The organism is Phytobacter massiliensis JC163 (genome assembly GCF_000321045.1).
GTDB lineage: Bacteria > Pseudomonadota > Gammaproteobacteria > Enterobacterales > Enterobacteriaceae > Phytobacter_A > Phytobacter_A massiliensis.
Window position 1 is genome coordinate 507,711 of record NZ_HE578945.1, and the last position, 22,199, is coordinate 529,909.

16 protein-coding genes and 1 pseudogene are annotated in these 22,199 nt (G+C 54.4%); all 17 read left to right on the forward strand.

What is annotated here, in order from left to right; all coding sequences use genetic code 11:
• The first annotated feature begins 70 nt into the window (after nt 1-70).
• The 17 genes and pseudogenes from wcaJ (at nt 71) to ENTHG_RS02650 (ending at nt 22,154) form a co-directional block, all read left to right on the forward strand.
• Nucleotides 71-1,465: an undecaprenyl-phosphate glucose phosphotransferase gene (gene wcaJ, locus ENTHG_RS02570; protein ID WP_044173155.1), complete on the forward strand. Its 1,395-nt coding sequence runs from the start codon at nt 71-73 to the stop codon at nt 1,463-1,465.
• 10 nt (nt 1,466-1,475) lie between these two features.
• On the forward strand, nt 1,476-2,954 hold the full coding sequence (gene wzxC / locus ENTHG_RS02575) for a colanic acid undecaprenyl disphosphate flippase WzxC (RefSeq protein WP_044173157.1): 1,479 nt from the start codon (nt 1,476-1,478) through the stop codon (nt 2,952-2,954).
• A 24-nt stretch (nt 2,955-2,978) separates the two neighbouring features.
• Nucleotides 2,979-4,256, forward strand: coding sequence for a colanic acid biosynthesis pyruvyl transferase WcaK (wcaK, locus tag ENTHG_RS02580; RefSeq protein WP_044173159.1), 1,278 nt, complete (start codon nt 2,979-2,981; stop codon nt 4,254-4,256).
• The gene (gene wcaL / locus ENTHG_RS02585) at nt 4,253-5,473 is read left to right on the forward strand and encodes a colanic acid biosynthesis glycosyltransferase WcaL (protein ID WP_044173161.1); all 1,221 of its coding nucleotides are present in this window, start codon (nt 4,253-4,255) and stop codon (nt 5,471-5,473) included. The genes wcaK and wcaL overlap by 4 nt, the downstream gene beginning before the upstream one ends.
• A 12-nt stretch (nt 5,474-5,485) precedes the next feature.
• On the forward strand, nt 5,486-6,886 hold the full coding sequence (wcaM, locus tag ENTHG_RS02590) for a colanic acid biosynthesis protein WcaM (protein ID WP_044173162.1): 1,401 nt from the start codon (nt 5,486-5,488) through the stop codon (nt 6,884-6,886).
• A gap of 169 nt (nt 6,887-7,055) precedes the next feature.
• Nucleotides 7,056-7,948 (forward strand): annotated as a pseudogene (gene galF, locus ENTHG_RS02595) (UTP--glucose-1-phosphate uridylyltransferase GalF).
• Nucleotides 7,949-8,321: 373 nt separating this feature from the next.
• On the forward strand, nt 8,322-9,422 hold the full coding sequence (gene rfbB, locus ENTHG_RS02600; protein WP_202595291.1) for a dTDP-glucose 4,6-dehydratase: 1,101 nt from the start codon (nt 8,322-8,324) through the stop codon (nt 9,420-9,422).
• Nucleotides 9,423-9,437: 15 nt separating this feature from the next.
• Nucleotides 9,438-10,310 carry a glucose-1-phosphate thymidylyltransferase RfbA gene (rfbA, locus tag ENTHG_RS02605; protein WP_044173164.1) on the forward strand — a complete coding sequence of 291 codons (873 nt, stop codon included), beginning with the start codon at nt 9,438-9,440 and terminating at the stop codon, nt 10,308-10,310.
• Nucleotides 10,311-10,330: 20 nt separating this feature from the next.
• The gene (rfbD, locus tag ENTHG_RS02610; RefSeq protein ID WP_044173165.1) at nt 10,331-11,221 is read left to right on the forward strand and encodes a dTDP-4-dehydrorhamnose reductase; all 891 of its coding nucleotides are present in this window, start codon (nt 10,331-10,333) and stop codon (nt 11,219-11,221) included.
• Nucleotides 11,222-11,237: 16 nt separating this feature from the next.
• Nucleotides 11,238-11,786, forward strand: coding sequence for a dTDP-4-dehydrorhamnose 3,5-epimerase (rfbC, locus tag ENTHG_RS02615; RefSeq protein WP_044173167.1), 549 nt, complete (start codon nt 11,238-11,240; stop codon nt 11,784-11,786).
• Between the two features lie 4 nt (nt 11,787-11,790).
• Nucleotides 11,791-12,729 carry a glycosyltransferase family 2 protein gene (locus tag ENTHG_RS02620; RefSeq protein WP_044173169.1) on the forward strand — a complete coding sequence of 313 codons (939 nt, stop codon included), beginning with the start codon at nt 11,791-11,793 and terminating at the stop codon, nt 12,727-12,729.
• A 115-nt stretch (nt 12,730-12,844) separates the two neighbouring features.
• Nucleotides 12,845-13,597, forward strand: a complete 753-nt coding sequence (locus tag ENTHG_RS02625; protein WP_081653575.1) for an ABC transporter permease — start codon at nt 12,845-12,847, stop codon at nt 13,595-13,597.
• Nucleotides 13,587-14,933 carry an ABC transporter ATP-binding protein gene (locus ENTHG_RS02630; RefSeq protein ID WP_044173174.1) on the forward strand — a complete coding sequence of 449 codons (1,347 nt, stop codon included), beginning with the start codon at nt 13,587-13,589 and terminating at the stop codon, nt 14,931-14,933. The genes ENTHG_RS02625 and ENTHG_RS02630 overlap by 11 nt, the downstream gene beginning before the upstream one ends.
• Nucleotides 14,923-18,933, forward strand: a complete 4,011-nt coding sequence (locus ENTHG_RS24685) for a glycosyltransferase (RefSeq protein ID WP_081653576.1) — start codon at nt 14,923-14,925, stop codon at nt 18,931-18,933. The genes ENTHG_RS02630 and ENTHG_RS24685 overlap by 11 nt, the downstream gene beginning before the upstream one ends.
• A gap of 62 nt (nt 18,934-18,995) precedes the next feature.
• Entirely contained in the window at nt 18,996-20,777 is a 1,782-nt protein-coding gene (locus ENTHG_RS02640; RefSeq protein ID WP_044173176.1) for a DUF7657 domain-containing protein, read from the forward strand.
• Between the two features lie 4 nt (nt 20,778-20,781).
• Nucleotides 20,782-21,159 (forward strand): GtrA family protein, encoded by a 378-nt coding sequence (locus ENTHG_RS02645; protein ID WP_044173178.1) that lies wholly within the window; start codon nt 20,782-20,784, stop codon nt 21,157-21,159.
• 5 nt (nt 21,160-21,164) lie between these two features.
• Complete coding sequence (locus ENTHG_RS02650) at nt 21,165-22,154, forward strand: glycosyltransferase family 2 protein (RefSeq protein ID WP_052332687.1); 990 nt, start codon at nt 21,165-21,167, stop codon at nt 22,152-22,154.
• The last annotated feature ends 45 nt before the right edge of the window (nt 22,155-22,199 follow it).

Below are 22,199 nucleotides of genomic sequence, written 5' to 3' on the forward strand. Positions count from 1 at the left end.
GGCCCTCTCCCATAAGGAGAGGGCAGGAGTGGGGAGACAACACGCCAGAAACTTATAAACAGGTAAAACGATGACAAATCTAAAAAAGCGCGACCGGGCCAGAACGAATGCATCGTTGATCTCTATCGTGCAGCGTTTTTCCGACATCACCATTATGTTTGGCGGGCTTTGGGTCGTCTGTGTGGTCAACGCGTTGCCCTTCTTTTACCAGCATCTGCTGATGGCGCTGACTACGCTGGTGGTTTTCCAGATGATCGGCGGTATGACCGATTTTTACCGCTCCTGGCGCGGAGTGCGCTTTATCACCGAACTGGTGCTGCTGCTGCAAAACTGGACCCTGAGCCTAATCTTTAGCGCGGGTCTGCTGGCGTTCAGTAGCGATATCAGCAACCCCTTCGGCATCTATTTCGCCTGGTATCTGCTGGGCAGCCTGGGGCTGGTGCTCTGCCGTGGCGTTATCCGCTTTGGCGCAGGCTGGCTGCGCAACCACGGCTACAACACCCGTCGGGTCGCGGTGGCGGGGGATTTACCCTCAGGCCAGTCGCTGCTTAACGGTTTTCGCAACGAGCCGTGGCTCGGGTTTGAAGTGGTCGGCGTTTACCACGATGCGAAACCTGAAGGCGTCAGCAATGACTGGGTAGGCAACTTTGACCAGCTGCTGGCAGACGCTCACAGCGGCAAGATCCATAACGTCTATATCGCGATGTCGATGAACGACGCCGAACGCATCAAATCGCTGGTGCGCGCGCTGGCGGATACCACCTGCTCGGTGATCCTTATCCCTGACGTCTTCACCTTTAATATTCTGCACTCGCGTATTGAAGAGGTGAACGGCGTGCCGGTGGTGCCGCTGTACGACACGCCGCTGTCGGGCATTAACCGCGTGCTGAAACGGCTTGAAGATATCGTGCTGTCGTCGCTGATCCTGATGCTGATCTCGCCGGTGCTGGTGGCTATCTCGCTGGCGGTAAAAATCTCCTCTCCCGGCCCGGTTATCTTCCGCCAGACCCGCTACGGAATGGACGGGAAGCCGATTATGGTGTGGAAGTTCCGCTCCATGAAGGTCATGGAAAACGACAAGGTGGTGACCCAGGCAACGCAGAACGACCCCCGGGTAACCAAAGTGGGCAGCTTCCTGCGCCGCACCTCCCTTGATGAGCTGCCGCAGTTCATTAATGTGCTGACTGGCGGGATGTCCATTGTCGGGCCACGCCCGCACGCGGTGGCGCACAATGAGCAGTACCGTCAGCTGATTGAAGGCTACATGCTGCGCCACAAAGTGAAACCGGGCATCACCGGCTGGGCGCAGATTAACGGCTGGCGCGGCGAGACAGATACGCTGGAAAAAATGGAAAAACGCATTGAGTTTGACCTGGAGTACATCCGCGAATGGAGCCTCTGGTTCGATATCAAGATTGTTTTTCTGACCATCTTCAAAGGCTTTGTTAACAAAGCGGCGTATTAGGGAGCGAGCCGTGAGCTTACGTGAGAAAACCATCAGCGGCGCCAAATGGTCGGCGATGGCGACCATCATCATCATCGGCCTTGGGCTGGTGCAGATGACGGTGCTGGCGCGCATTATCGATAACCACCAGTTCGGCCTGCTGACCGTTTCGCTGGTGATTATCGCCCTGGCGGATACCCTGTCCGACTTCGGCATCGCCAACTCCATCATCCAGCGCAAAGAGATTAGCCATCTGGAGCTGACCACCCTCTACTGGCTGAATGTCGGGCTAGGGCTGGTGGTCTGCGCGGCGATTTTCGCCGCCAGCGACCTGATTGCCGGGGTGCTGCATAACCCGGACCTGTCGCCGCTTATCAAAACGCTGTCGCTGGCTTTTGTGGTGATCCCGCACGGCCAGCAGTTCCGCGCGCTGATGCAAAAGGAGCTGGAGTTCAACAAAATAGGCATGATTGAGACCAGCGCGGTACTGGCGGGCTTCACCTTTACGGTGGTCAGCGCCCACTTCTGGCCGGTGGCGATGACCGCCATTCTCGGTTATCTGGTCAACAGCACCGTCCGCACGCTGCTGTTCGGCTACTTTGGCCGCAAAATCTATCGCCCCGGCCTGCACTTCTCGCTGGCGTCCGTCAGCGCCAACCTTAAGTTCGGCGCATGGCTGACGGCAGACAGCATTATCAACTACATCAATACCAACCTCTCCACGCTGGTACTGGCGCGCATTCTCGGCGCAAGCGTCGCCGGGGGCTATAACCTGGCCTACAACGTGGCGGTTGTGCCGCCCATGAAGCTCAATCCGATTATCACGCGCGTGCTGTTCCCGGCGTTCGCCAAAATTCAGGACGACACGGCGAAGCTGCGCCTGAACTTCTACAAGCTGCTTTCGATTGTGGGAATTATTAACTTTCCTATTCTGCTGGGGCTGCTGGTGGTGGCGAACAATTTTGTGCCGCTGGTGTTCGGCGAGAAGTGGAACAGCATCGTGCCCATCCTGCAACTGCTGTGCATCGTTGGCCTGCTGCGTTCGGTCGGCAACCCTATCGGTTCGCTGCTGATGGCGAAAGCACGGGTCGATATCAGTTTCAAATTCAACGTCTTTAAAACCTTTCTCTTTATTCCGGCCATCATTATCGGCGGCCACCTGGCGGGGGCCATCGGCGTCACGCTGGGCTTCCTGCTGGTGCAGATTATCAACACCGTTCTGAGCTACTTCGTGATGATTAAGCCGGTTCTCGGCTCCAGCTACCGTCAGTACATGCTGAGCCTGTGGCTGCCGTTTTATCTCTCATTGCCGACGCTTGCGGTCAGCTACGGGCTTGGACTGGCGCTGGATAGCCGTCTGCCCACCGCCACGCTGCTTATCGTGCAGGTGCTGGCCGGCGCGCTGGCCTTCGCGGTGATGATTATCCTGTCGCGCAATGCGCTGGTGGTGGAGATGAAACGTCAGTTTTGCCGCAGTGAAAAAATGAAAACGCTAATGCGGGCAGGGTGAGTTTACTTTTTTAAGAGGTCAGTTATGAAATTATTAATTTTAGGCAACCACACCTGCGGCAACCGTGGCGATAGCGCCATCCTGCGTGGTCTGCTTGACGCTATTGCGCGCATCGAACCCCAGGCGGAAGTGGATGTGATGAGCCGCTACCCGGTAAGCTCCTCCTGGCTGCTGAACCGTCCGGTGATGGGCGACCCCCTTTACAGCCAGATGAAAGCCCACAACAACGCCGCCGGGCTGATGGGGCGGGTAAAAAAGGTGCTGCGCCGTCGCTACCAGCATCAGGTACTGCTCTCACGCGTGACCGACAGCGGCAAACTGCGCAATATCGCCATCGCGCAGGGCTTTACCGATTTCGTCCGCCTGCTGTCGGGCTATGACGCCATCATCCAGGTTGGCGGTTCGTTTTTCGTTGACCTCTACGGCGTGCCGCAGTTTGAACATGCCCTGTGCACTTTTATGGCGAAAAAGCCGCTCTATATGGTGGGACACAGCGTCGGCCCCTTCCAGGACCCGCAGTTTAACCAGTTGGCGAACTACGTCTTCGGCCACTGCGATGCGCTGATCCTGCGCGAAAGCGTCAGCCTTAACCTGATGAAACAGAGCGACATCACCACTGCGAAAGTAGAGCAGGGCATTGATACCGCCTGGCTGGTGGAAGACGACAGCCACTTCACCCCCAGCTACGCCGTACGCCACTGGCTGGATGTGGCGGCGAAACAGAAGACCGTCGCCATCACCCTGCGCGAACTTGCGCCGTTCGATAAGCGGTTGAACACCACCCAGCAGGCCTATGAAAAAGCCTTCGCCGGGGTGGTCAACCGCATTATTGACGCGGGCTGGCAGGTGATAGCCCTCTCCACCTGTACCGGTATCGACAGCTACAACAAAGACGACCGTATGGTGGCGCTGAACCTGCGCCAGCATATCAGCGACCCGTCCCGCTACCATGTGGTGATGGACGAACTCAACGATCTGGAGATGGGCAAAATCCTCGCCGCCTGTGACCTGACCGTCGGCACCCGCCTGCACTCGGCCATTATCTCGATGAACTTCGGCACGCCTGCCATCGCCATTAACTATGAGCACAAATCCGCCGGGATTATGCAGCAGCTCGGGATGCCGGAGATGGCGGTGGATATTCGCCACCTGCTGGACGGCTCGCTGGCGGCAATGGCCGCGGATACCCTGGGCCAGCTCCCTGCGCTTAACGCCCGCCTGGCGACAGCGGTCGCCGCAGAGCGCGAGAAAGGGCAGGTAATGGTGAAATCGGTACTGGATCGCGTACGGGAGGGAAAATGAAAGTCAGCTTTTTCCTGCTGAAATTTCCGCTCTCTTCCGAGACGTTTGTGCTTAACCAGATTGTCGCCTTTATCAATATGGGCTTTGAGGTCGAAATCGTCGCGCTGCAAAAAGGCGATTTAAACAACACCCACAGCGCCTGGACAGAGTACCGGCTGGCGGAAAAGACCCACTGGCTGCTGGATGAGCCGAACGGCAAGCTGGCAAAACTGGGCTATCGCGGCAGGGCGATTTTGCGTGGCGCAGGCCGCGCCGCCACCTGGAAAGCGATGAACCTGGCGCGCTACGGCGATGAGGCGCGTAACCTGATTCTGCCCGCTATTTGCGGCCTGGCGCCGCGGGTTTTTCGCGCCGATGTCTTTATCGCCCATTTCGGCCCGGCGGGCGTAACCGCGGCCAAGCTGCGCGAGCTGGGGATGCTGGAAGGTAAAATCGCCACCGTGTTTCACGGCATCGATGTATCGAGCCGGGCGGTGCTGGACCACTATACCCCCGAATATCAGCAGCTCTTTCGCCGCGGCGATCTGATGCTACCCATTAGCGAACTGTGGGCCAGCCGGTTGCGCACCATGGGTTGCCCGACAGAAAAGATCGCCGTCTCACGTATGGGGGTCGATATGGCGCGCTTTAGCCTGCGCCCGGTGCGCGCCCCCGGCTCGCCGCTGGAGATCATTTCGGTGGCCCGTCTGACCGAGAAAAAGGGGCTGCATGTCGCCATCGAAGCCTGCCGCCTGCTTAAAGCGCGCGGCGTCCCCTTCCGCTACCGTATTCTCGGCATCGGCCCCTGGGAGCGGCGTCTGCGCACCCTTATCGAGCAGTATCAGCTGGAAGCCTTTATCGACATGCCGGGCTTTAAGCCGAGCCATGAGGTGAAAGCGATGCTGGATGAGGCCGATCTCTTTTTGCTGCCCTCGGTGACCGGCGCGGACGGCGATATGGAAGGAATTCCGGTCGCGTTAATGGAGGCGATGGCGGTAGGCATTCCGGTTATCTCTACCCTTCACAGCGGCATTCCTGAACTGGTGGATGCCGGGCATTCCGGCTGGCTGGTGCCGGAAAACGACGCCGCCGCGCTGGCCGATCAGCTTGCCGCCTTTAGCGCCATGCAGCCACAGGAGCTGACGCCGGTCATCGCCCAGGCGCGCCAGAAAGTGGAAACTGAATTTAACCAGCAGCGTATTAATCAGCACCTCGCTACGCTGCTCCAGGCGCTCTAATCCGGAGGAACCATGACCGAGAGAACAACGCCGCTCGCGCTTAACCGTCGCCGTTTTCTGACCGCCAGCGCCGCGCTGGCGACCCTGCCGCTATGGCCCGTCAAACTCGCGCGCGCCGGGACGGTGGACATCCGCCGCTACAAAACCACCGACTGGCCAGCGGCGCTAAAGCAGGCCTTTAGCGAGGCGCAGACGGTAGAGATCCCCGCGGACGTGGTATGCGACAACGTCAATACCGGGATTTTTATCCCGCCGGGCAAAACGCTGCTGGTGCGCGGCAGTATCAAAAGCAACGGTCGCGGCAGGCTGGTGTTGCAGGACGGCTGCAAAGTTATCGGCGAGAAGGGCGGCAGCCTCTATAACCTGACCCTGGACGTCCGCGGCTCCGACTGTGTGATCAAAGGGGTGAGCATGAGCGGCTACGCGCCGGTCACGCAAATTTATATCGGCGGGAAAGAGAAGCGGGTCATGCGCAATCTCACCATCGATGACATTACCGTCAGCAAAGCGAACTACGGCATTCTGCGCCAGGGGTTTCACAACCAGATCATCGGCGCGCGCATTACCAACAGCCGCTTTAGCTATCTGCAGGGCGACGCCATTGAGTGGAACGTCGCCATCAATGACCAGGATATCTTAATCTCCGACCACGTGATCGACCATATTGACTGTACCAACGGCAAGATCAACTGGGGAATCGGCATTGGGCTGGCGGGGAGCACCTACGATAACAGCTATCCCGAAGCGCAATCGGTAAAGAATTTCGTGGTCGCCAATATCACCGGTAGCCATTGTCGGCAACTGGTCCATGTTGAGAACGGGAAGCATTTTATTATTCGCAACGTCAAAGCGGAGAATATAACCCCGGACTACAGCAAGAAAGCGGGAATTGATAACGCGACGGTAGCAATTTACGGCTGCGACAATTTTGTGATTGATAATGTGAGCATGGTCAATAGTGCAGGGATGCTAATAGGTTATGGCGTTATTAAAGGCGATTATTTGTCCATTCCGCAAAACTTTAAGCTGAACAATATCAGCCTGGATAATCGCCAGAGCCAATATAAGCTGCGCGGTATTCAGATCTCCTCCGGCAACGCCACCTCCTTTGTCGCCATCACCCGGCTGGATCTCAAGCGCGCCAGTCTTGAACTGCATAATAAGCCCCAGCACCTATTCCTGCGTAACATCAACGTGATGCAGGAAGCGGCGATCGGCCCGGCTTTAAAGCTTAATTTCGATCTGCGTAAAGATGTGCGCGGCCGTTTTATGGCCCGTAACGATACGCTGCTGTCGCTGGCTAATATAAAAGCCGTGAATGAAAAAGGTCAAAGTTCCATCGACATCGACCGCATCGATCATCAGATTGTTAACGCTGAGAATCTCAACTTCCGTCTTCCTGCGAAACGGTAACGGTGTTTTTACGAGAAATCCTGGTGACTTCATTTAGGGGTTGGGATTACATCTACAGCAATTTTTCAACGATCGGCGTAACATCTTTCCCTGTGACTTGTCATAAACAAACTGGCGAAAAGAAGTTGAAGGTCTATAATTTATCAATCATTTACAGGTGGAATAGATAATGATTAATTTGAAAGCAGTTATTCCGGTAGCCGGTTTAGGGATGCATATGCTCCCCGCCACCAAGGCCATTCCTAAGGAGATGCTGCCTATCGTCGACAAACCGATGATTCAATACATCGTCGACGAGATCGTTGCTGCAGGGATCAAAGAAATCGTCCTCGTCACCCACTCCTCCAAGAACGCGGTTGAAAACCACTTCGATACTTCCTATGAGCTGGAAGCGTTGCTGGAACAGCGCGTTAAACGTCAGCTGCTGGCGGAAGTGCAGTCTATCTGCCCGCCGGGCGTCACCATTATGAACGTGCGTCAGGCACAGCCGCTGGGTCTGGGCCACTCTATCCTTTGCGCCCGTCCTGTTGTTGGCGATAACCCATTTGTGGTTGTGCTGCCGGATATCATTCTGGATAACGCTTCTGCCGACCCGCTGCGCTACAATCTGGCGGCGATGGTTGCCCGCTTCAAAGAGACTGGCCGCAGCCAGGTGCTGGCAAAACGGATGAAAGGCGATCTCTCCGAGTACTCGGTTATTCAGACGAAAGAGCCGCTGGATAGCGAAGGCAAGGTCAGCCGCATCGTGCAGTTCATTGAAAAACCGGATCAGCCGCAGACCCTCGATTCAGACCTGATGGCCGTTGGCCGCTATGTGCTCTCTGCGGAAATCTGGGCCGAGCTGGAAAAAACCGAGCCGGGCGCCTGGGGCCGTATCCAGCTGACCGACGCCATCGCGCAGCTTGCCTCGCGTGAGTCCGTGGACGCCATGCTGATGACCGGCGACAGCTATGACTGCGGTAAAAAATGGGCTATATGCAGGCGTTCGTCAATTACGGCCTGCGTAACCTGAAAGAAGGGCAAAAATTCCGCGAAAGCATCAAAAAGTTGCTGACCCAATAAGGGGCTGAAATAACGCGACTAGATTTTGTTCATAAAGCAGTTGAGAGTGGTGACCGGAGACATAGTGCTTCAGAACATTCTCACTGCTTTTTTTATATTTTTGCTGTTAAATCAACGCATAATAAAAAACAGCAGATTAGGAATTTCCTCACTACAATGAGTTTTTTCCTTGTCACTATTGCCGTTTAAGCGGACAATAGAATTTTAGCATTTTGTGCCAGGCGAGACGGTTTAACGACGCTGCCTGATATATATTTCTCTCAATTGTCGGTAGTTGCACACAGTACACTGGTAGCTTTTGAGCCAGGGGCGGTAGCATACCCTGGCGTTCTCTCGCCTGCCGGTGCGGTAGTTAAAACTTGCATAAGCAAAAATGGAAGATCACGTGAAAATACTGGTAACAGGTGGGGCAGGGTTTATTGGATCTGCCGTTGTTCGTCACATTATTAATAACACCCCCGATAGCGTCGTTAACGTCGATAAATTGACCTACGCGGGCAACCTTGAGTCTCTGGCTGAAATTGAAAACAGCGCGCGTTACGTTTTCGAACGGGCGGATATTTGTGACGGTGAAGCCATGGCGCGCATTTTTGCTGAACATCAGCCTGATGCCGTGATGCACCTTGCGGCTGAAAGCCATGTCGATCGTTCAATTACTGGTCCGGCTGCCTTTATTGAGACCAATATTGTCGGCACTTACGTGCTGCTTGAAGCCGCGCGTAAGTACTGGATGCAGCTGGATGAGTCGCGTAAAGCTGCCTTCCGCTTCCACCATATCTCTACCGATGAAGTCTATGGCGACCTGCCGCATCCTGATGAGGTGCCCGCCGGTTCGCCGCTGCCGCTGTTCACCGAAACAACGCCGTACTCTCCCAGCAGCCCTTACTCCTCTTCGAAAGCCTCCAGCGATCACCTGGTGCGCGCATGGCGTCGGACATACGGTCTGCCGACCCTTGTCACCAACTGTTCGAACAACTACGGCCCTTACCATTTCCCCGAAAAACTGATTCCGCTGATGATCCTCAATGCGCTGGCCGGTAAACCGCTGCCGGTGTATGGCAACGGCGAGCAGATTCGTGACTGGCTCTTCGTCGAAGATCACGCGCGTGCGCTGTACAAAGTGGTCACCGAAGGCGTAGCGGGGGAAACCTATAACATCGGCGGCCATAACGAGCGTAAAAATATTGAGGTGGTGAAAACCATCTGCGCCATTCTCGACGAGCTGATCGCGGACAAGCCAGCAGGTATCAGCAGCTTTACGCAGCTCATCACCTATGTCACCGACCGTCCGGGCCACGATCTGCGCTATGCCATTGACGCCAGCAAGATCAAAGACGAACTAGGCTGGGTGCCGCAGGAGACGTTCGAATCCGGCATCAAGAAAACCGTGGAGTGGTATCTCAACAATCAGGCGTGGTGGCAGCGCGTGATGGATGGCTCGTATGCAGGCGAACGTCTGGGTCTGGCAGAATAAATAAAGGAAATAATGATGAAAGGCATCGTGTTAGCGGGCGGTTCCGGCACCCGTCTTTATCCTATTACTCAAGGCGTGTCGAAACAGCTTCTGCCTGTTTATGACAAGCCGATGATTTTTTATCCCATTTCTGTACTGATGCTAGCGGGCATTCGTGACATTTTAATTATCACGACGCCGGAAGATCTCGCTGCGTTCCAACGCCTGCTGGGTAACGGTTCCCAGTTCGGTATTCGCCTGAGCTATGAAGTTCAGCCCTCCCCGGACGGCCTTGCACAGGCTTTTATCATCGGCGAAGAGTTCATTAATAATGAGCCGTGCGCGCTGGTGCTGGGCGACAACATCTACTTCGGCCAGAGCTTTGGTAAAAAACTGGAAACCGCCGCGCAGCTGACGAAAGGGGCGATGGTCTTTGGCTATCAGGTTCAGGACCCGGAACGTTTCGGCGTGGTGGAGTTTGATGAAAACTACACGGCGCTCTCTATTGAAGAGAAGCCGCTGAAGCCGAAGTCCAACTGGGCGGTCACCGGCCTCTATTTCTACGACAGCAACGTTGTTGAAATGGCCAAACAGGTTAAACCGTCGGCCCGCGGCGAGCTGGAAATCACTACCCTTAACCAGATGTATCTGGATCGCGGCGAACTGCAGGTTGAACTGCTGGGCCGTGGGTTTGCCTGGCTTGATACCGGTACCCATGACAGCCTCGTTGAAGCGTCGCAGTTTATCCACACCATTGAAAAGCGCCAGGGTATGAAGGTGGCCTGTCTGGAAGAGATCGCTTTCCGTAAAGGCTGGCTGAATCATGACCAGGTGGCGGAACAGGTGAAAAAGCTGTCGAAAACCGACTATGGCCGCTATTTGCAAATGCTGATTAGCGAAAAAGCGTAACGCGGCGTAACGGGAAAAGTATGAAGATTTTATTAATTGGTAAAAACGGTCAGGTTGGCTGGGAACTGCAGCGCTCGCTCTCCACGCTTGGCGACGTGGTGGCTGTTGATTATTTCGACGAAGCACTGTGCGGCGATCTGACGAAGCCCGAAGGGATTGCCGAGACGATCCGCAGCGTTAAGCCTGACGTTGTGGTCAATGCCGCCGCGCACACGGCGGTCGACAAAGCGGAAAGCGAGCGTGAACTGTCGCAGCTGCTTAACGCCGATAGCGTTGAGGTCATTGCCAGAGAGACGGCGCAAATCGGCGCTATGCTGGTGCATTACTCCACCGATTACGTGTTCAACGGCGAAGGCGACCATTTCCGTCAGGAAGATGAACAAACCGGCCCGCTCAACGTTTACGGCGAGACTAAGCTTGCCGGTGAAAAAGCGGTTGCCGCCCATAACCCGCGCCACTTTATTTTCCGCACCAGCTGGGTCTATGCCACCCGCGGCGCGAACTTCGCGAAGACCATGCTGCGTCTGGCGAAAGAGAAAGAGCAGCTGTCAATCATCAACGACCAGCACGGCGCGCCGACCGGCGCAGAACTGCTGGCCGACTGCACGGCTATCGCCATTCGCACTGCCGCACAAAACGCCTCGCTGTTTGGCACTTACCATCTGGTCGCCAGCGGCGAAACCACCTGGTATGACTATGCGCAGTACGTGTTTTCCGTTGCCGAAGAGCTTGGTGAGACGCTGGCTATTCGTGAGGTAAAAGGGGTGGATACCTCCGCCTACCCGACGCCGGCCAAACGTCCGCATAACTCGCGCCTGTCCAATCAAAAATTCCAGTCCGCATTTGCGGTTGTGCTGCCTGACTGGCAAGTCGGCGTGAAACGCGCCGTTACTGAAATGCTTGGTAAGTAATGTAGAGATGTGACTAATGAATGTAATTAATACAGCTATTCCAGAAGTCTTTATTTTTGAACCGAGAGTTTTTGGTGACGCACGTGGGTTTTTCTTTGAAAGCTTTAACCAGAAGATCTTTGATGAAGCGGTAGGTCGCAAAGTCGAATTCGTGCAGGACAACCATTCCCAGTCGCAAAAAGGCGTGCTGCGTGGTCTGCACTATCAGCTCGATCCCCATGCCCAGGGCAAACTGGTGCGCTGCGTTGAAGGGGAAGTGTTTGACGTGGCGGTGGACATCCGCGAGAACTCAGCCACCTTTGGCAAATGGGTTGGCGTGGTGCTGAGCGCGGAAAACAAACGTCAGCTGTGGATCCCGGAAGGATTTGCGCACGGCTTTTTAACCCTCAGCGATACGGCGCAGTTCCTCTATAAAGCGACCAATTTCTATGCGCCGCAATCAGAGCGCAGCATTATCTGGAACGATGCGGATATCGCTATCGAATGGCCAGCGGTTGAGTCAATTGTGCTTTCCGCCAAAGATGAGCAAGGGCTGCCGCTGACTAAAGCCGATCTGTATCGCTAATCCTATGACATCTCATAAAAAGATAGCTGTTCTAATTTGTACTTTTAATGGCAGCAAATTCCTTCGTAAGCAACTTGATTCCATCATTTCCCAGTCCTGGCAGGACTGGGAAATTTTTGCATCAGATGATGGCTCAACCGATGATACCCTGGCGATCCTCAAGGAGTATCAGACGCGGTTAGGGCAGAACAAACTGCATATCGTTAAAGGACCAGGCAAAGGATTTGCCTGGAATTTTCTGTCATTGCTCGATGTCTGCGGCGATGGGTTTGACTATTACGCGTTTAGCGATCAGGACGATGAGTGGCTGCCGGATAAGCTGGCGCGGGCAATGGCGAAACTTGCCGACCTGGAAAAAGAGAACCCCGATGGCCCGGCGCTGCACTGCGGCAGGACCATGCTGGTCAATGACTGTGACGAGTGCATCGGCTATTCACCGCTGTTTCAGAAAGCGCCATCGTTTCGCAATGCGCTGATCCAAAGTATTGCCGGTGGCAATACCATGATGTTTAACCGCGCGGCCCGTAATATCATCAACCTGACTCCGCGCGGGCATAAAATTATCTCCCATGACTGGTGGATCTATATTTTAATTTCCGGCTGTAATGGCGCGATCATTTATGATGAGATCCCCACGATTAAATATCGCCAGCATACCAACAATATCATCGGTTCAAATCTCGGCTGGCGCGCGCGCCTGCGTAGAATCAATGGGTTGTTTGATGGCCATTTTCGCGGCTGGATCCAGAGTAATCTTGATGCGCTAAACGCGATGCAGTTACCTTTGTCTAAAGAGAGTCGGTGGGTGCTTGATAATTTTATGGAAGCGCGCACGGCAGGTTTTGTCACCCGGGTGATGAAATTTAACAAAATTAAACTTTATCGACAAACTGTTTTCGGTACGCTGGCATTTATTATTGCTGTTCTTTTTAAAAAGATCTGATCCACCAGCAAAAAAATTGCAATGAGGTATTAGAGTGCTGCAAAATGAACATCATAGTTCATCACTATGGTCATTAATTCGCTGTCTTTACAGAAATAAGAATATCATTTTCGAAATGAGCAAACGCGATATCGTAAGCCGTTATAAAGGCTCATTTATCGGGATATTCTGGTCGTTAATTAACCCCATTTTTATGCTGACGGTGTACACCTTCGTCTTTTCCGTGGTGTTTAAAGCACGGTGGGGGCAGGGCACCGCAGACGAGCCAAAAACCCAGTTCGCGTTGATACTGTTCGTCGGTATGATTATTCACGGTTTTCTCGCAGAAAACCTGATGCGCGCGCCGGGCCTGATTTTACAGCACGCCAACTATGTCAAAAAAGTCATCTTCCCGCTGGAAATTCTTCCGGTGGTCATGCTGCTTTCTGTGCTTTTTCACACCATCATCAGCTTCCTGGTCCTGATTCTTGCCTTTACCATTTTTAATGGTATTCCGCACTGGACCATTGTGCTGGCGCCTTTGATCTTCCTGCCGTTGATAATATTCACCGTTTCCGCCTCGTGGTTTTTATCCGCGCTGGGCGTTTATATGCGTGATATCGGGCAGATTATCGGCATTGTTAGCACACTGTTGCTGTTTCTCGCGCCGGTATTTTACCCGCTCTCCGCGCTGCCGCCGGAATTTCAGCATATTGTGATGCTCAACCCGCTGACTTTTATTATTGAAGAGTCACGTAAGGTGATTATCTGGGGCGGCATACCGGACTTTAAAGGGTTAATGATTTACACCGCGGCATCGCTTGTGTGCCTGTGGCTGAGCTATATCTGGTTCCAGAAAACAAGAAAAGGATTCGCAGATGTCATCTGATAATAATGCGATTGAAGTCAATAACATTAGTAAATGTTATCAGGTGTATAACAAGCCGGTTCAGCGGCTGAAACAGCTCCTCTTCGCGAAACAAAAAGAGCACGGCGAGCGCGTAGAGCGCCTCCATTGCGATGAATTCTGGGCGCTGCAGGATATTAATTTTGTTCTGCCTCGCGGCGAAACGCTGGGCGTGGTCGGTAAAAACGGTTCCGGCAAATCCACGCTGCTGCAAATTATTGCCGGTACGCTCACCCCCACTACCGGGTCGGTGGCGATTAACGGTCGCGTTGCGGCGTTACTCGAACTGGGCGCCGGGTTTAATAATGAGTTCACCGGTCGGGAAAATGTCTACCTGAACGCCTCTCTGCTGGGGCTGAGTAAAGAGCAGGTGGACGCGAAGCTGGATGATATTCTGGCGTTTGCCGATATCGGCCACTTTATTGACTCGGCGGTGCGCTCCTACTCCAGCGGCATGCTGGTGCGCCTGGCGTTTGCAATCCAGGCGCAGCTCGACCCGGAAATCCTCATCGTTGATGAAGCGCTGGCGGTGGGCGACGCCAAATTCCAGGCGAAATGCTTTAACCGTCTCAAAAAACTCAAAGAGAACGGCACGTCTATTCTGTTTGTCTCCCATGCCACTGAACAGATAGTGACCCACTGCGACCGCGCCATTTTACTCAACGATGGCCTGTTAATAGCGCAGGACAAACCCAAAGTCGTGGTGAACCAGTATCTGGATCTGCTGTTTGGCAAAAACAGCAAGGCCAATAAAGAAGAGAAAGCCGCCGCGGTGAAAGGCTTGCAGGTTTCTCGTGATGAAACCCCTGAGCGGGTGGAGTGGCAGGATGGCGTAGGCTACGAAAATCGCCTGAACTATAATCCGTCAGAATATCGCTGGGGCGACAAATGCGCGGAAATTCTGGATTTTGTGCTCTCGCAGGGGGCGGATAATTATCCGGTGATCCTGAAAAGCAATCAGGATATTCGCTTAAAATTCAGGGTAAAATTCAGTCAGAAAATTGTCCGGCCCATTTTCGGCTTTGCGGTAAAAACCAAAGATGGCGTGACGATTTATAACACCAATACAGAATTGCAGGATGTCGCCGTTATCGACTTCACCCAGCCGGGGCAGGAGATGGATATCGAGGTTGCGATGCCGGTGCAGCTCTATCAGGGTGATTACTTTATCTCTGTTGGCATTGCCAGTTGCGATGCGAGCGGGACAGTTATTCCACACGATCGTCGTTATGATTCGATACATATTACTGTCGAGACAACAAACGAATTTATCGGTCTGGTCGATTTAGGGGCGAAGATTAGCTGTGATGCAAAATGATTTAACCACAACATTGAATGAGTCCTCGTTTATCTGGAACGAGGAGCTCAAGGTCTGGACGAAAGAAGAAGTTACCCCTTTCATGTACAGCGACGGTGACGAAGCCGAAAACTACCTGCTCGCCGCGCTCGACAAGACCGAGGATCACAGCGTCTTTTCCGAAGAACTGAAACCCTGGATCAAAGACTGGCCGTCGCTCTACCACCTCTCTTCCCGCCGCTCCAATTTATTGCAGCCGTTCAAGGCGTGGTTTAAAGGGAAAAGAGTACTGGAGATAGGCTGCGGCTGCGGCGCGATTAGCCGCTTCCTCGGCGAAGCGGGCGCGACGGTGGTCTCGGTTGAGGGCAGCATTCGCCGTGCGCGGATTGCCAGCAAGCGTTGCGCCGATCTGGAGAACGTTACGTTTATCTGTTCCCCCAGCGACGCGCTGCCGGATTTAGGCGAGTTTGACGCCGTCATGCTGATTGGCGTGCTGGAATATGCCGGTATGTTCCTGGGCGCAGACGGCGACGACGCGCTGTTACGTCAGTGCCGTAGCCGCTTAAACGACACAGGCCGTCTGTTTGTCGCCATCGAAAACAAAATCGGCGCGAAGTACCTTGCGGGCGCTAATGAAGATCATCTGGCGGTGCCGATGGTTGGGGTGAACGACGCCTACGCGGAAAACTCTGTTCGGACCTACACGCGCCAGGAGCTGTTGAACAAACTGACCCAGGCCGGTTTCAGTCAGCAGGACGAGTTTATTCCGCTGCCGGAATATAAGTTACCGATCACCGTGGTCTCGCCGCAGGGGATCACGCGCTACGCTTCGGCGCTCTCCTCGCTGGCGGTAGAGTCCGTGGCCGCAGACGTGCAGGGCGTAGCGGATTACCATTTCTCGCTGGAACAGTTTAATCAGGTGGTGTGGCAGAACGGCCTCGCCCCTGAGCTGTGCAACTCGTTTTTGATCGTCGCCGGCACGCAGCAGGCGGCGGTATACGATCCCGCGATTCTGGCCTGGCACTACTCCGACGCCCGTGCGCAGGAGAATAACAAAGAGACGCTGTTCCGCCTGGACGGCGGCGATCGCATTGACGTTATTGGCCGAACTCTTTCGGTTACGGAGAGCGAAGCCGCCTCCCGCGAGAGCTTCCACTACGGTGAAAGCCTGTGGCGTGAAATCGTGCGCGTTGTTAACCGCCGCGACTGGACGGTGGACGGCCTGGCGGAGGTTTTCAAAACCTGGCTGCGGATTGTCTCGCCCACCGATGACGACGCTATCGCGCCTCATGACAGCCGGATCGGCAATAGCTATTTTGACGCGCTGCCCTTCAACATCATTAAAAACGAGCAGGGCGAATATACCGTCTTTGACCAGGAGTGGGATGATGGCCAGACCAGCGAGCTGGGCTTTATCGCCTGGCGCGGGGTGTTCCACTCCCTGTTCCGTATTAAATCCTACGAGCAATCCCCTGCGGTAAACGCGCCGACATTTTTTGACCTGGCGTCGCAGGTGTTGCACTCCGTATGGCCTGAACTGCCTGAAGACACCTTCAGACGCTGGGCCGAGGAAGAGGCGCGTTTCTCCTCCGCTGCCGGAGGGGGCGATGATTTCCAGGCGCTGCTCGATGTCGCTCTGAGTTCAACGGTGAACTACCGCGCCAGCGTGACCGCCCTGCGCCAGCAGGTGACTATCCTCAGCAATGAGCTGCAGGCCACGAAGGTACATGCCGATAACCTGACCGCGCAAATTGATGCGCAGCGTGTCAACTTCGACGCTCACCAGGAGAGCGCCAAAGCGCAGCAGGGTTTACTCGCCGCGCAGCAGAGCCAGATCGAAGCCCAGCAGAACGAGATTGAGGCGCAGCAGAAACATATCGAGACACTACAGGCGACGCTGGACACTCAGGGCAACGATATCACCACCCTGAATGGCGCTATCGCCGAAGCTCAGGCGCAATGCGCTGAGGCTCAGGCGCAACATGCCCATAGCCAGGCGGAACACGTTCGTACCCTGGCGGAAAAGGCGCTGATGCAGAACTCCATCAGCTGGAAGGTGACCAAACCGCTGCGTTTCTCAAAACGCGTGGCGCTGGCGCTTTATCGTCGCGGCAGGGCAAAAACCGCGCAGCTGAATACCCATGCGCAGAAAGTTAACCATCTCGTTACCCATAAAAAGAATCAGTTAGGTGGCTATAAACCGCTGGCCGTCTGGCTGTATCAGCGGTATCGCACCTATGGCTACGCGGGCTTTACCAGCAAACTCAGACGTGAAATGAACCCGGTGGTCGCCGCGCCGGATGCGCCGCTGCCGTTTGACTACCAGCAGTGGATTGCCCGCTGTGAAAGCGTCGACGCCGCGAAGCTCGCTGAGTTTACCGCCCATCAGGCGTCGTTTGAGCAGCTGCCGACCATCAGCATTGTGATGCCGTGCTATAACGCGCCGGTGGGGTACCTGCGTGAAGCGATTGATTCCGTGCGCAACCAGATTTATGCCCGCTGGGAGCTGTGTATCGCCGACGATGCCTCAACCGATGCCGATACGGTACAGGCGCTGAAAGAGTACGCGGCCCGCGACGCGCGCATCAAAGTGGTCTTCCGTGAGCAAAACGGACATATCTCGAACGCCAGCAACTCCGCTATTGAGCTGGCGACAGGGGAGTTTATCGCCCTGATGGACCAGGATGATTTACTGCCGCCGCACGCGCTCTATAAAGTAGTCGAAGCCATTAACAACCACCCTGGCGTGCAGCTTATCTATTCCGATGAAGATAAAATTTCGGCGGGCAACGTCCGCTGCGATCCATACTTCAAGGCGGACTGGAACCGCGACCTGTTCCTGTCGCAAAATATGTTCTCGCACCTGGGCGTGTTCAGAAAAACCATTATCGATAAGATTGGCGGTTTCCGGCCGGGGCTGGAGGGAAGCCAGGATTACGATCTGGTGCTGCGCTGCCTGGATCACGTCACCGACGGCCAGATTGTGCATATTCCGGAAATCCTCTATCACTGGCGCATTATTCCGGGCAGCACCGCCTCCGGTGGCGATCAAAAACCGTATGCTTTCCTGGCAGGAATTCGCGCTGTGGAAGAGTATCTGGCGCGTAACAACATTCCGGCGCACGTGGAAGAGGCGAAACCCGGCATGCTGATGCTGCGGGTGAAATACGACTTACCGGCGCACCGTCCGCTGGTCAGCATTATTATCCCGACGCGTAATGCCAAATCGCTGGTGCAGCAGTGCATCGACAGCATCGTTGAAAAGACCACCTATAAGCAGTACGAGATCCTGCTGGTTGATAACGGCAGCGATGAGCAGGCGTCGCTGGATTATTTCGCCGAGCTTAACACGCGGGACAATATTCAGGTGATCCGCGACGACGGCAACTTCAACTTCTCGCGTCTTAACAACGTGGCGGCGAAAGCGGCGAAGGGCGAGTTGCTGTGCCTGATGAACAACGATATCGAAATCATTTCGCCGGACTGGCTGGATGAGATGGTCAGCCAGGCGATGCGTCCGGAGATTGGCGCGGTGGGGGCGAAACTGCTCTACCCGAACGATACCGTGCAGCATGCGGGCGTGATCCTGGGGCTGGGCGGTATTGCCGGCCACGCGCATCTGGGCATTCACCGTAACGATCCGGGCTATTTTGGTCGCGCCAGTCTGGTCCAGAACTTCATGGCGGTGACGGCGGCCTGTCTGGTGATTCGTAAAGAGATTTATGAGCAGGTGGGTGGGCTAAACGAGAAGGATTTCGCCGTGGCCTTTAACGATATCGATTTCTGTATTCGTGTACACCAGGCCGGTTACCACAATCTGTGGACGCCTTTCGCCGAACTCTATCACCATGAATCGGCCACCCGCGGCAGCGACCTGGCGCCGGAGAAGATTGAGCGCTTTAAGCAGGAGATTAAATCCATGGAGACGCTGTACGGCGATATCCTATTTAACGATCCGGCTTATAACCCCAACCTCTCTCTGGACCTGAGCTGCGGCTCCTTTGCGCTTAAAAATAAATAAGGACATAACAGCAGGCCGCCAGGCCTGCTGTTTCATTTATACACAGCAATTCTGGTGCGCTGATGAAATTTCTAAATATAAATAACCCGCGATTTTATTTGCTGGTTTGTCTGGTGCTGGGTGTTATTTATGTTTGCAACGCATGGTCGCCTTCGTCCTACAGTATTGCCCTGAACGGCATCGGCGTGGATGTTCAGCCGGATTTTGGCAAACCGCGCGCAATCCGCTCCGATGAGTGGGTAGTGCAGACGCCGTTAACCCAGGCGCTGGTGAACAACGGCTTTGAACGGGTCAATACCTCTTCCATCTATAAAGAAGATCTGCGGATTAACTACGGGCTGCCGATTTTTGACTGGGGGCTAATTTTCAAACCCACCCAGTGGGGCTACCTGGTTCTGCCGCCTGCTTATGGCTTCTCGTTTTACTACTTTTCCCTGTTTGCCTTTTTCCTGATTGGTTTTCAAAAAATCATCAGGATTATGGGAGCGGACGAGCCTTCGGCGTTCTTACTGAGTCTGGCCTTCTACTTTACCGGCAGCGTACAGTTCTGGTGGACGGTAAACGCTGCGACCTTCGCCTTTTTCCCGTGGGTGCTGTACTCGCTGTATAAAATAAAGTTCTCGCCGGCTTACGCCGTCGCGCTGTTCTGGTTTTTAGTTTGCTGGCAGGTGGGGAATCTCTATCCGCCGTTTACATACGCGCTGCTGCTGGTGGCGGTAGTGTGGATCTGGAACGTGATTGATCTGCGCACGCTTAAACTGCGGGATATCGCGCTGGCTGGCGTGGCGGGTATTGCCGCCGTGGTGGTGGTGTACCTCTATTTTCACGACTATATCGGGCTAATGAAAGACACTGTTTACCCCGGCGTCAGGAGCGAAAACGGCGGCAGTGTCCTTTCATGGCCGATGCTGGAAACGCTGCTTTTCCCGTCGCTGTGGTTTGACCGGCATTACGACCTGCTGGCCTGGACTGAGAACAATAACATTTGCCAGTTCTCAACCTGGGCGACCATTCTGCCCGTGCTGGTGCTGTTCTTCACCGATTATAAAAAGGCGCGCTTTTCGCTGTCGCTCAAACCGCTGGACAGGTTTTTGATTCCAGCGCTGTGCGTGGCGGTCATGGCGGCATGGACTCTGCTTCCGATTCCTGCCAGTGTTGGCAAGTACCTGCTGCTCGATAAAGTGCCCGCCGTGCGCCTGATGCTGGGTCTCGGGCTGGTGTTTAATATTCTGGCGGTTATCGCATTAGTCAGAAACCCGCTGAAACTGACGCCGCTGCGGGTGGCGATTTTTGCGGTTGCCTATATCGCGCTGTTTATCGCCCTTAAAGGGGGAGTGAAAAATGCCCGGGTTGAAATCATCACTCTGGCTATCGGCGCGCTGGCCTGCCTTGGCGCGATGCGCCTGCAGCAGAAAGCGATGCTCGCACTCTCTGCGGTCACCGCGATCTACGCGTTGGGCGTTTTCTTCGCTTTCAACCCGCTGCAGGATGCGAAGCCGATTTTCCACAAACACTACCAGACCCCTGCAACCGCGGCGTATGAGCAGCAGGCTAAGGAGTATGGCGTGGTGGTGGCGGCCATGTCCGGCTCCATTATTAATGGCCTGGGCTACCCCGCTGGCAACCATGTTCTGACTACGCCGCAGCTGGCCTTCTGGTATCAAAAATTCCCGGATATTGATAAGGCGGAGATGAACGCGATATTTAATCGTTATGCGCATATCCATTTGATTCCGGGTAGCGACATCATAGAGCTGAACGGGGCGGATGTCATAGCTGTACCTCAGCGCTGCTTTATGTCCGGCGTTGATGCGCCGTGTAAAAACGTCACCATAAAGAAGTAGAATAATGAATAAGTTAATCTCCTTTTTTATCTGTGGCGTGATTCAGTTCGGTCTTGATACGGCGATTTTTACCGGCCTGACGTGGCTTGGCGTCAGCGTTGCCGTGGCGAATATACTTTCCCGCGGCTCGGCAGCCTGCGTAGGCTATTACATCAACGGCAGGTTCACCTTCCAGAAGAAGATGGACAGGCACGTCTTCCTGAAATTTGTCCTCTACTGGGGGGGGATGACGCTGTTAAGCACGGCGCTGATTTATCTGTTCGAGCATCTTTTAGCGGACTACTCGTCTGTGAAACTGATGGCGCTGACAAAAATCGTTGTAGAGATCCTTTTGTTCTTCCTGAGCTTCTTAATCGCAAAAATTTGGGTTTATAAAAAATGACAACCATGGCGAATGATTTCAAAATTGCGGTCGTAATTCCCTGCTACAAGGTCAAAGACCATATTTTAAAAGTCATTGAAGATATCGGTGATGAAGTTTCAGCTATCTATGCTGTGGACGATAAATGCCCGGATCAATCCGGCGAGTTCATTCTGCAAAACTGCACCGATAAACGGGTGCGGGTGCTGTTTAACGAAGAGAACCAGGGCGTCGGCGGCGCGGTTATCCACGGGTATAAAGTGGGGCTGGCGGAAGGGGCCGACGTGTTCGTTAAGGTGGATGGCGACGGCCAGATGGACCCGTCGCTGATTAAGCTTTTCGTTCGCCCGATCCTCCGCGGCGAGGCGGATTACACCAAAGGCAACCGCTTTCACGAGATTGAAGGCTTAAAGCCCATGCCGAAAATTCGGCTCTTCGGTAATGCCGTGCTCTCTTTTATGACCAAGTTCTCTTCCGGCTATTACAAAACCTTTGATCCCACTAACGGTTACACGGCAATTTCCGCTATCGCACTGCGTAAGCTGCCGCTGGATAAAGTCAGCAAGCGCTACTTTTTTGAGTCGGATCTGCTGTTTCGCCTGAACGTGGTCGGGGCCAAAGTGCAGGACATCCCGATGGACGCGGTCTATGGCGACGAGGTATCGAACCTCAATATCAAAAAGATTTTGATGCCGTTCTTAAAGGGCAATATCAAAAATCTGGGCAAACGGATTTTTTACAACTATTTCCTGCGCGGTTTTTCCATTGCCTCCATTGAGCTGGTGCTCGGCGCGCTGCTGTTTATCTTCGGGGTGGTTTATGGCGCTGGCGCCTGGTACCACTCAATCGCCACCGATACGCCTGCCACCAGCGGCACCGTTATGCTGGCGGCGCTGCCGATCATCCTTGGCGTGCAGTTCCTGTTATCCTTTATACAGGCAGACATTCAGAATCAGCCAACCGTTGCGCTGACCCGTCTGCTGGGGGATGAACACGAAGAACGCCGGGATGTATAGCGCATCTGCTGCTATACCTTTCCTGTTGTCCTGAGTTAACATAAC

What these genes read in the sequence shown, in the direction of transcription:
- wcaM (WP_044173162.1), top strand. Translation starts at nt 5,486, where the DNA reads ATGACCGAGAGAACAACGCCGCTCGCGCTTAACCGTCGCCGTTTTCTG.
- ENTHG_RS02650 (WP_052332687.1), top strand. Translation starts at nt 21,165, where the DNA reads ATGGCGAATGATTTCAAAATTGCGGTCGTAATTCCCTGCTACAAGGTC.
- rfbC (WP_044173167.1), top strand. Translation starts at nt 11,238, where the DNA reads ATGAATGTAATTAATACAGCTATTCCAGAAGTCTTTATTTTTGAACCG.
- ENTHG_RS02625 (WP_081653575.1), top strand. Translation starts at nt 12,845, where the DNA reads ATGAGCAAACGCGATATCGTAAGCCGTTATAAAGGCTCATTTATCGGG.
- rfbB (WP_202595291.1), top strand. Translation starts at nt 8,322, where the DNA reads ATGGAAGATCACGTGAAAATACTGGTAACAGGTGGGGCAGGGTTTATT.
- wcaK (WP_044173159.1), top strand. Translation starts at nt 2,979, where the DNA reads ATGAAATTATTAATTTTAGGCAACCACACCTGCGGCAACCGTGGCGAT.
- ENTHG_RS02620 (WP_044173169.1), top strand. Translation starts at nt 11,791, where the DNA reads ATGACATCTCATAAAAAGATAGCTGTTCTAATTTGTACTTTTAATGGC.
- ENTHG_RS02630 (WP_044173174.1), top strand. Translation starts at nt 13,587, where the DNA reads ATGTCATCTGATAATAATGCGATTGAAGTCAATAACATTAGTAAATGT.
- rfbA (WP_044173164.1), top strand. Translation starts at nt 9,438, where the DNA reads ATGAAAGGCATCGTGTTAGCGGGCGGTTCCGGCACCCGTCTTTATCCT.
- ENTHG_RS02640 (WP_044173176.1), top strand. Translation starts at nt 18,996, where the DNA reads ATGAAATTTCTAAATATAAATAACCCGCGATTTTATTTGCTGGTTTGT.
- wcaL (WP_044173161.1), top strand. Translation starts at nt 4,253, where the DNA reads ATGAAAGTCAGCTTTTTCCTGCTGAAATTTCCGCTCTCTTCCGAGACG.
- ENTHG_RS02645 (WP_044173178.1), top strand. Translation starts at nt 20,782, where the DNA reads ATGAATAAGTTAATCTCCTTTTTTATCTGTGGCGTGATTCAGTTCGGT.
- wcaJ (WP_044173155.1), top strand. Translation starts at nt 71, where the DNA reads ATGACAAATCTAAAAAAGCGCGACCGGGCCAGAACGAATGCATCGTTG.
- rfbD (WP_044173165.1), top strand. Translation starts at nt 10,331, where the DNA reads ATGAAGATTTTATTAATTGGTAAAAACGGTCAGGTTGGCTGGGAACTG.
- ENTHG_RS24685 (WP_081653576.1), top strand. Translation starts at nt 14,923, where the DNA reads ATGCAAAATGATTTAACCACAACATTGAATGAGTCCTCGTTTATCTGG.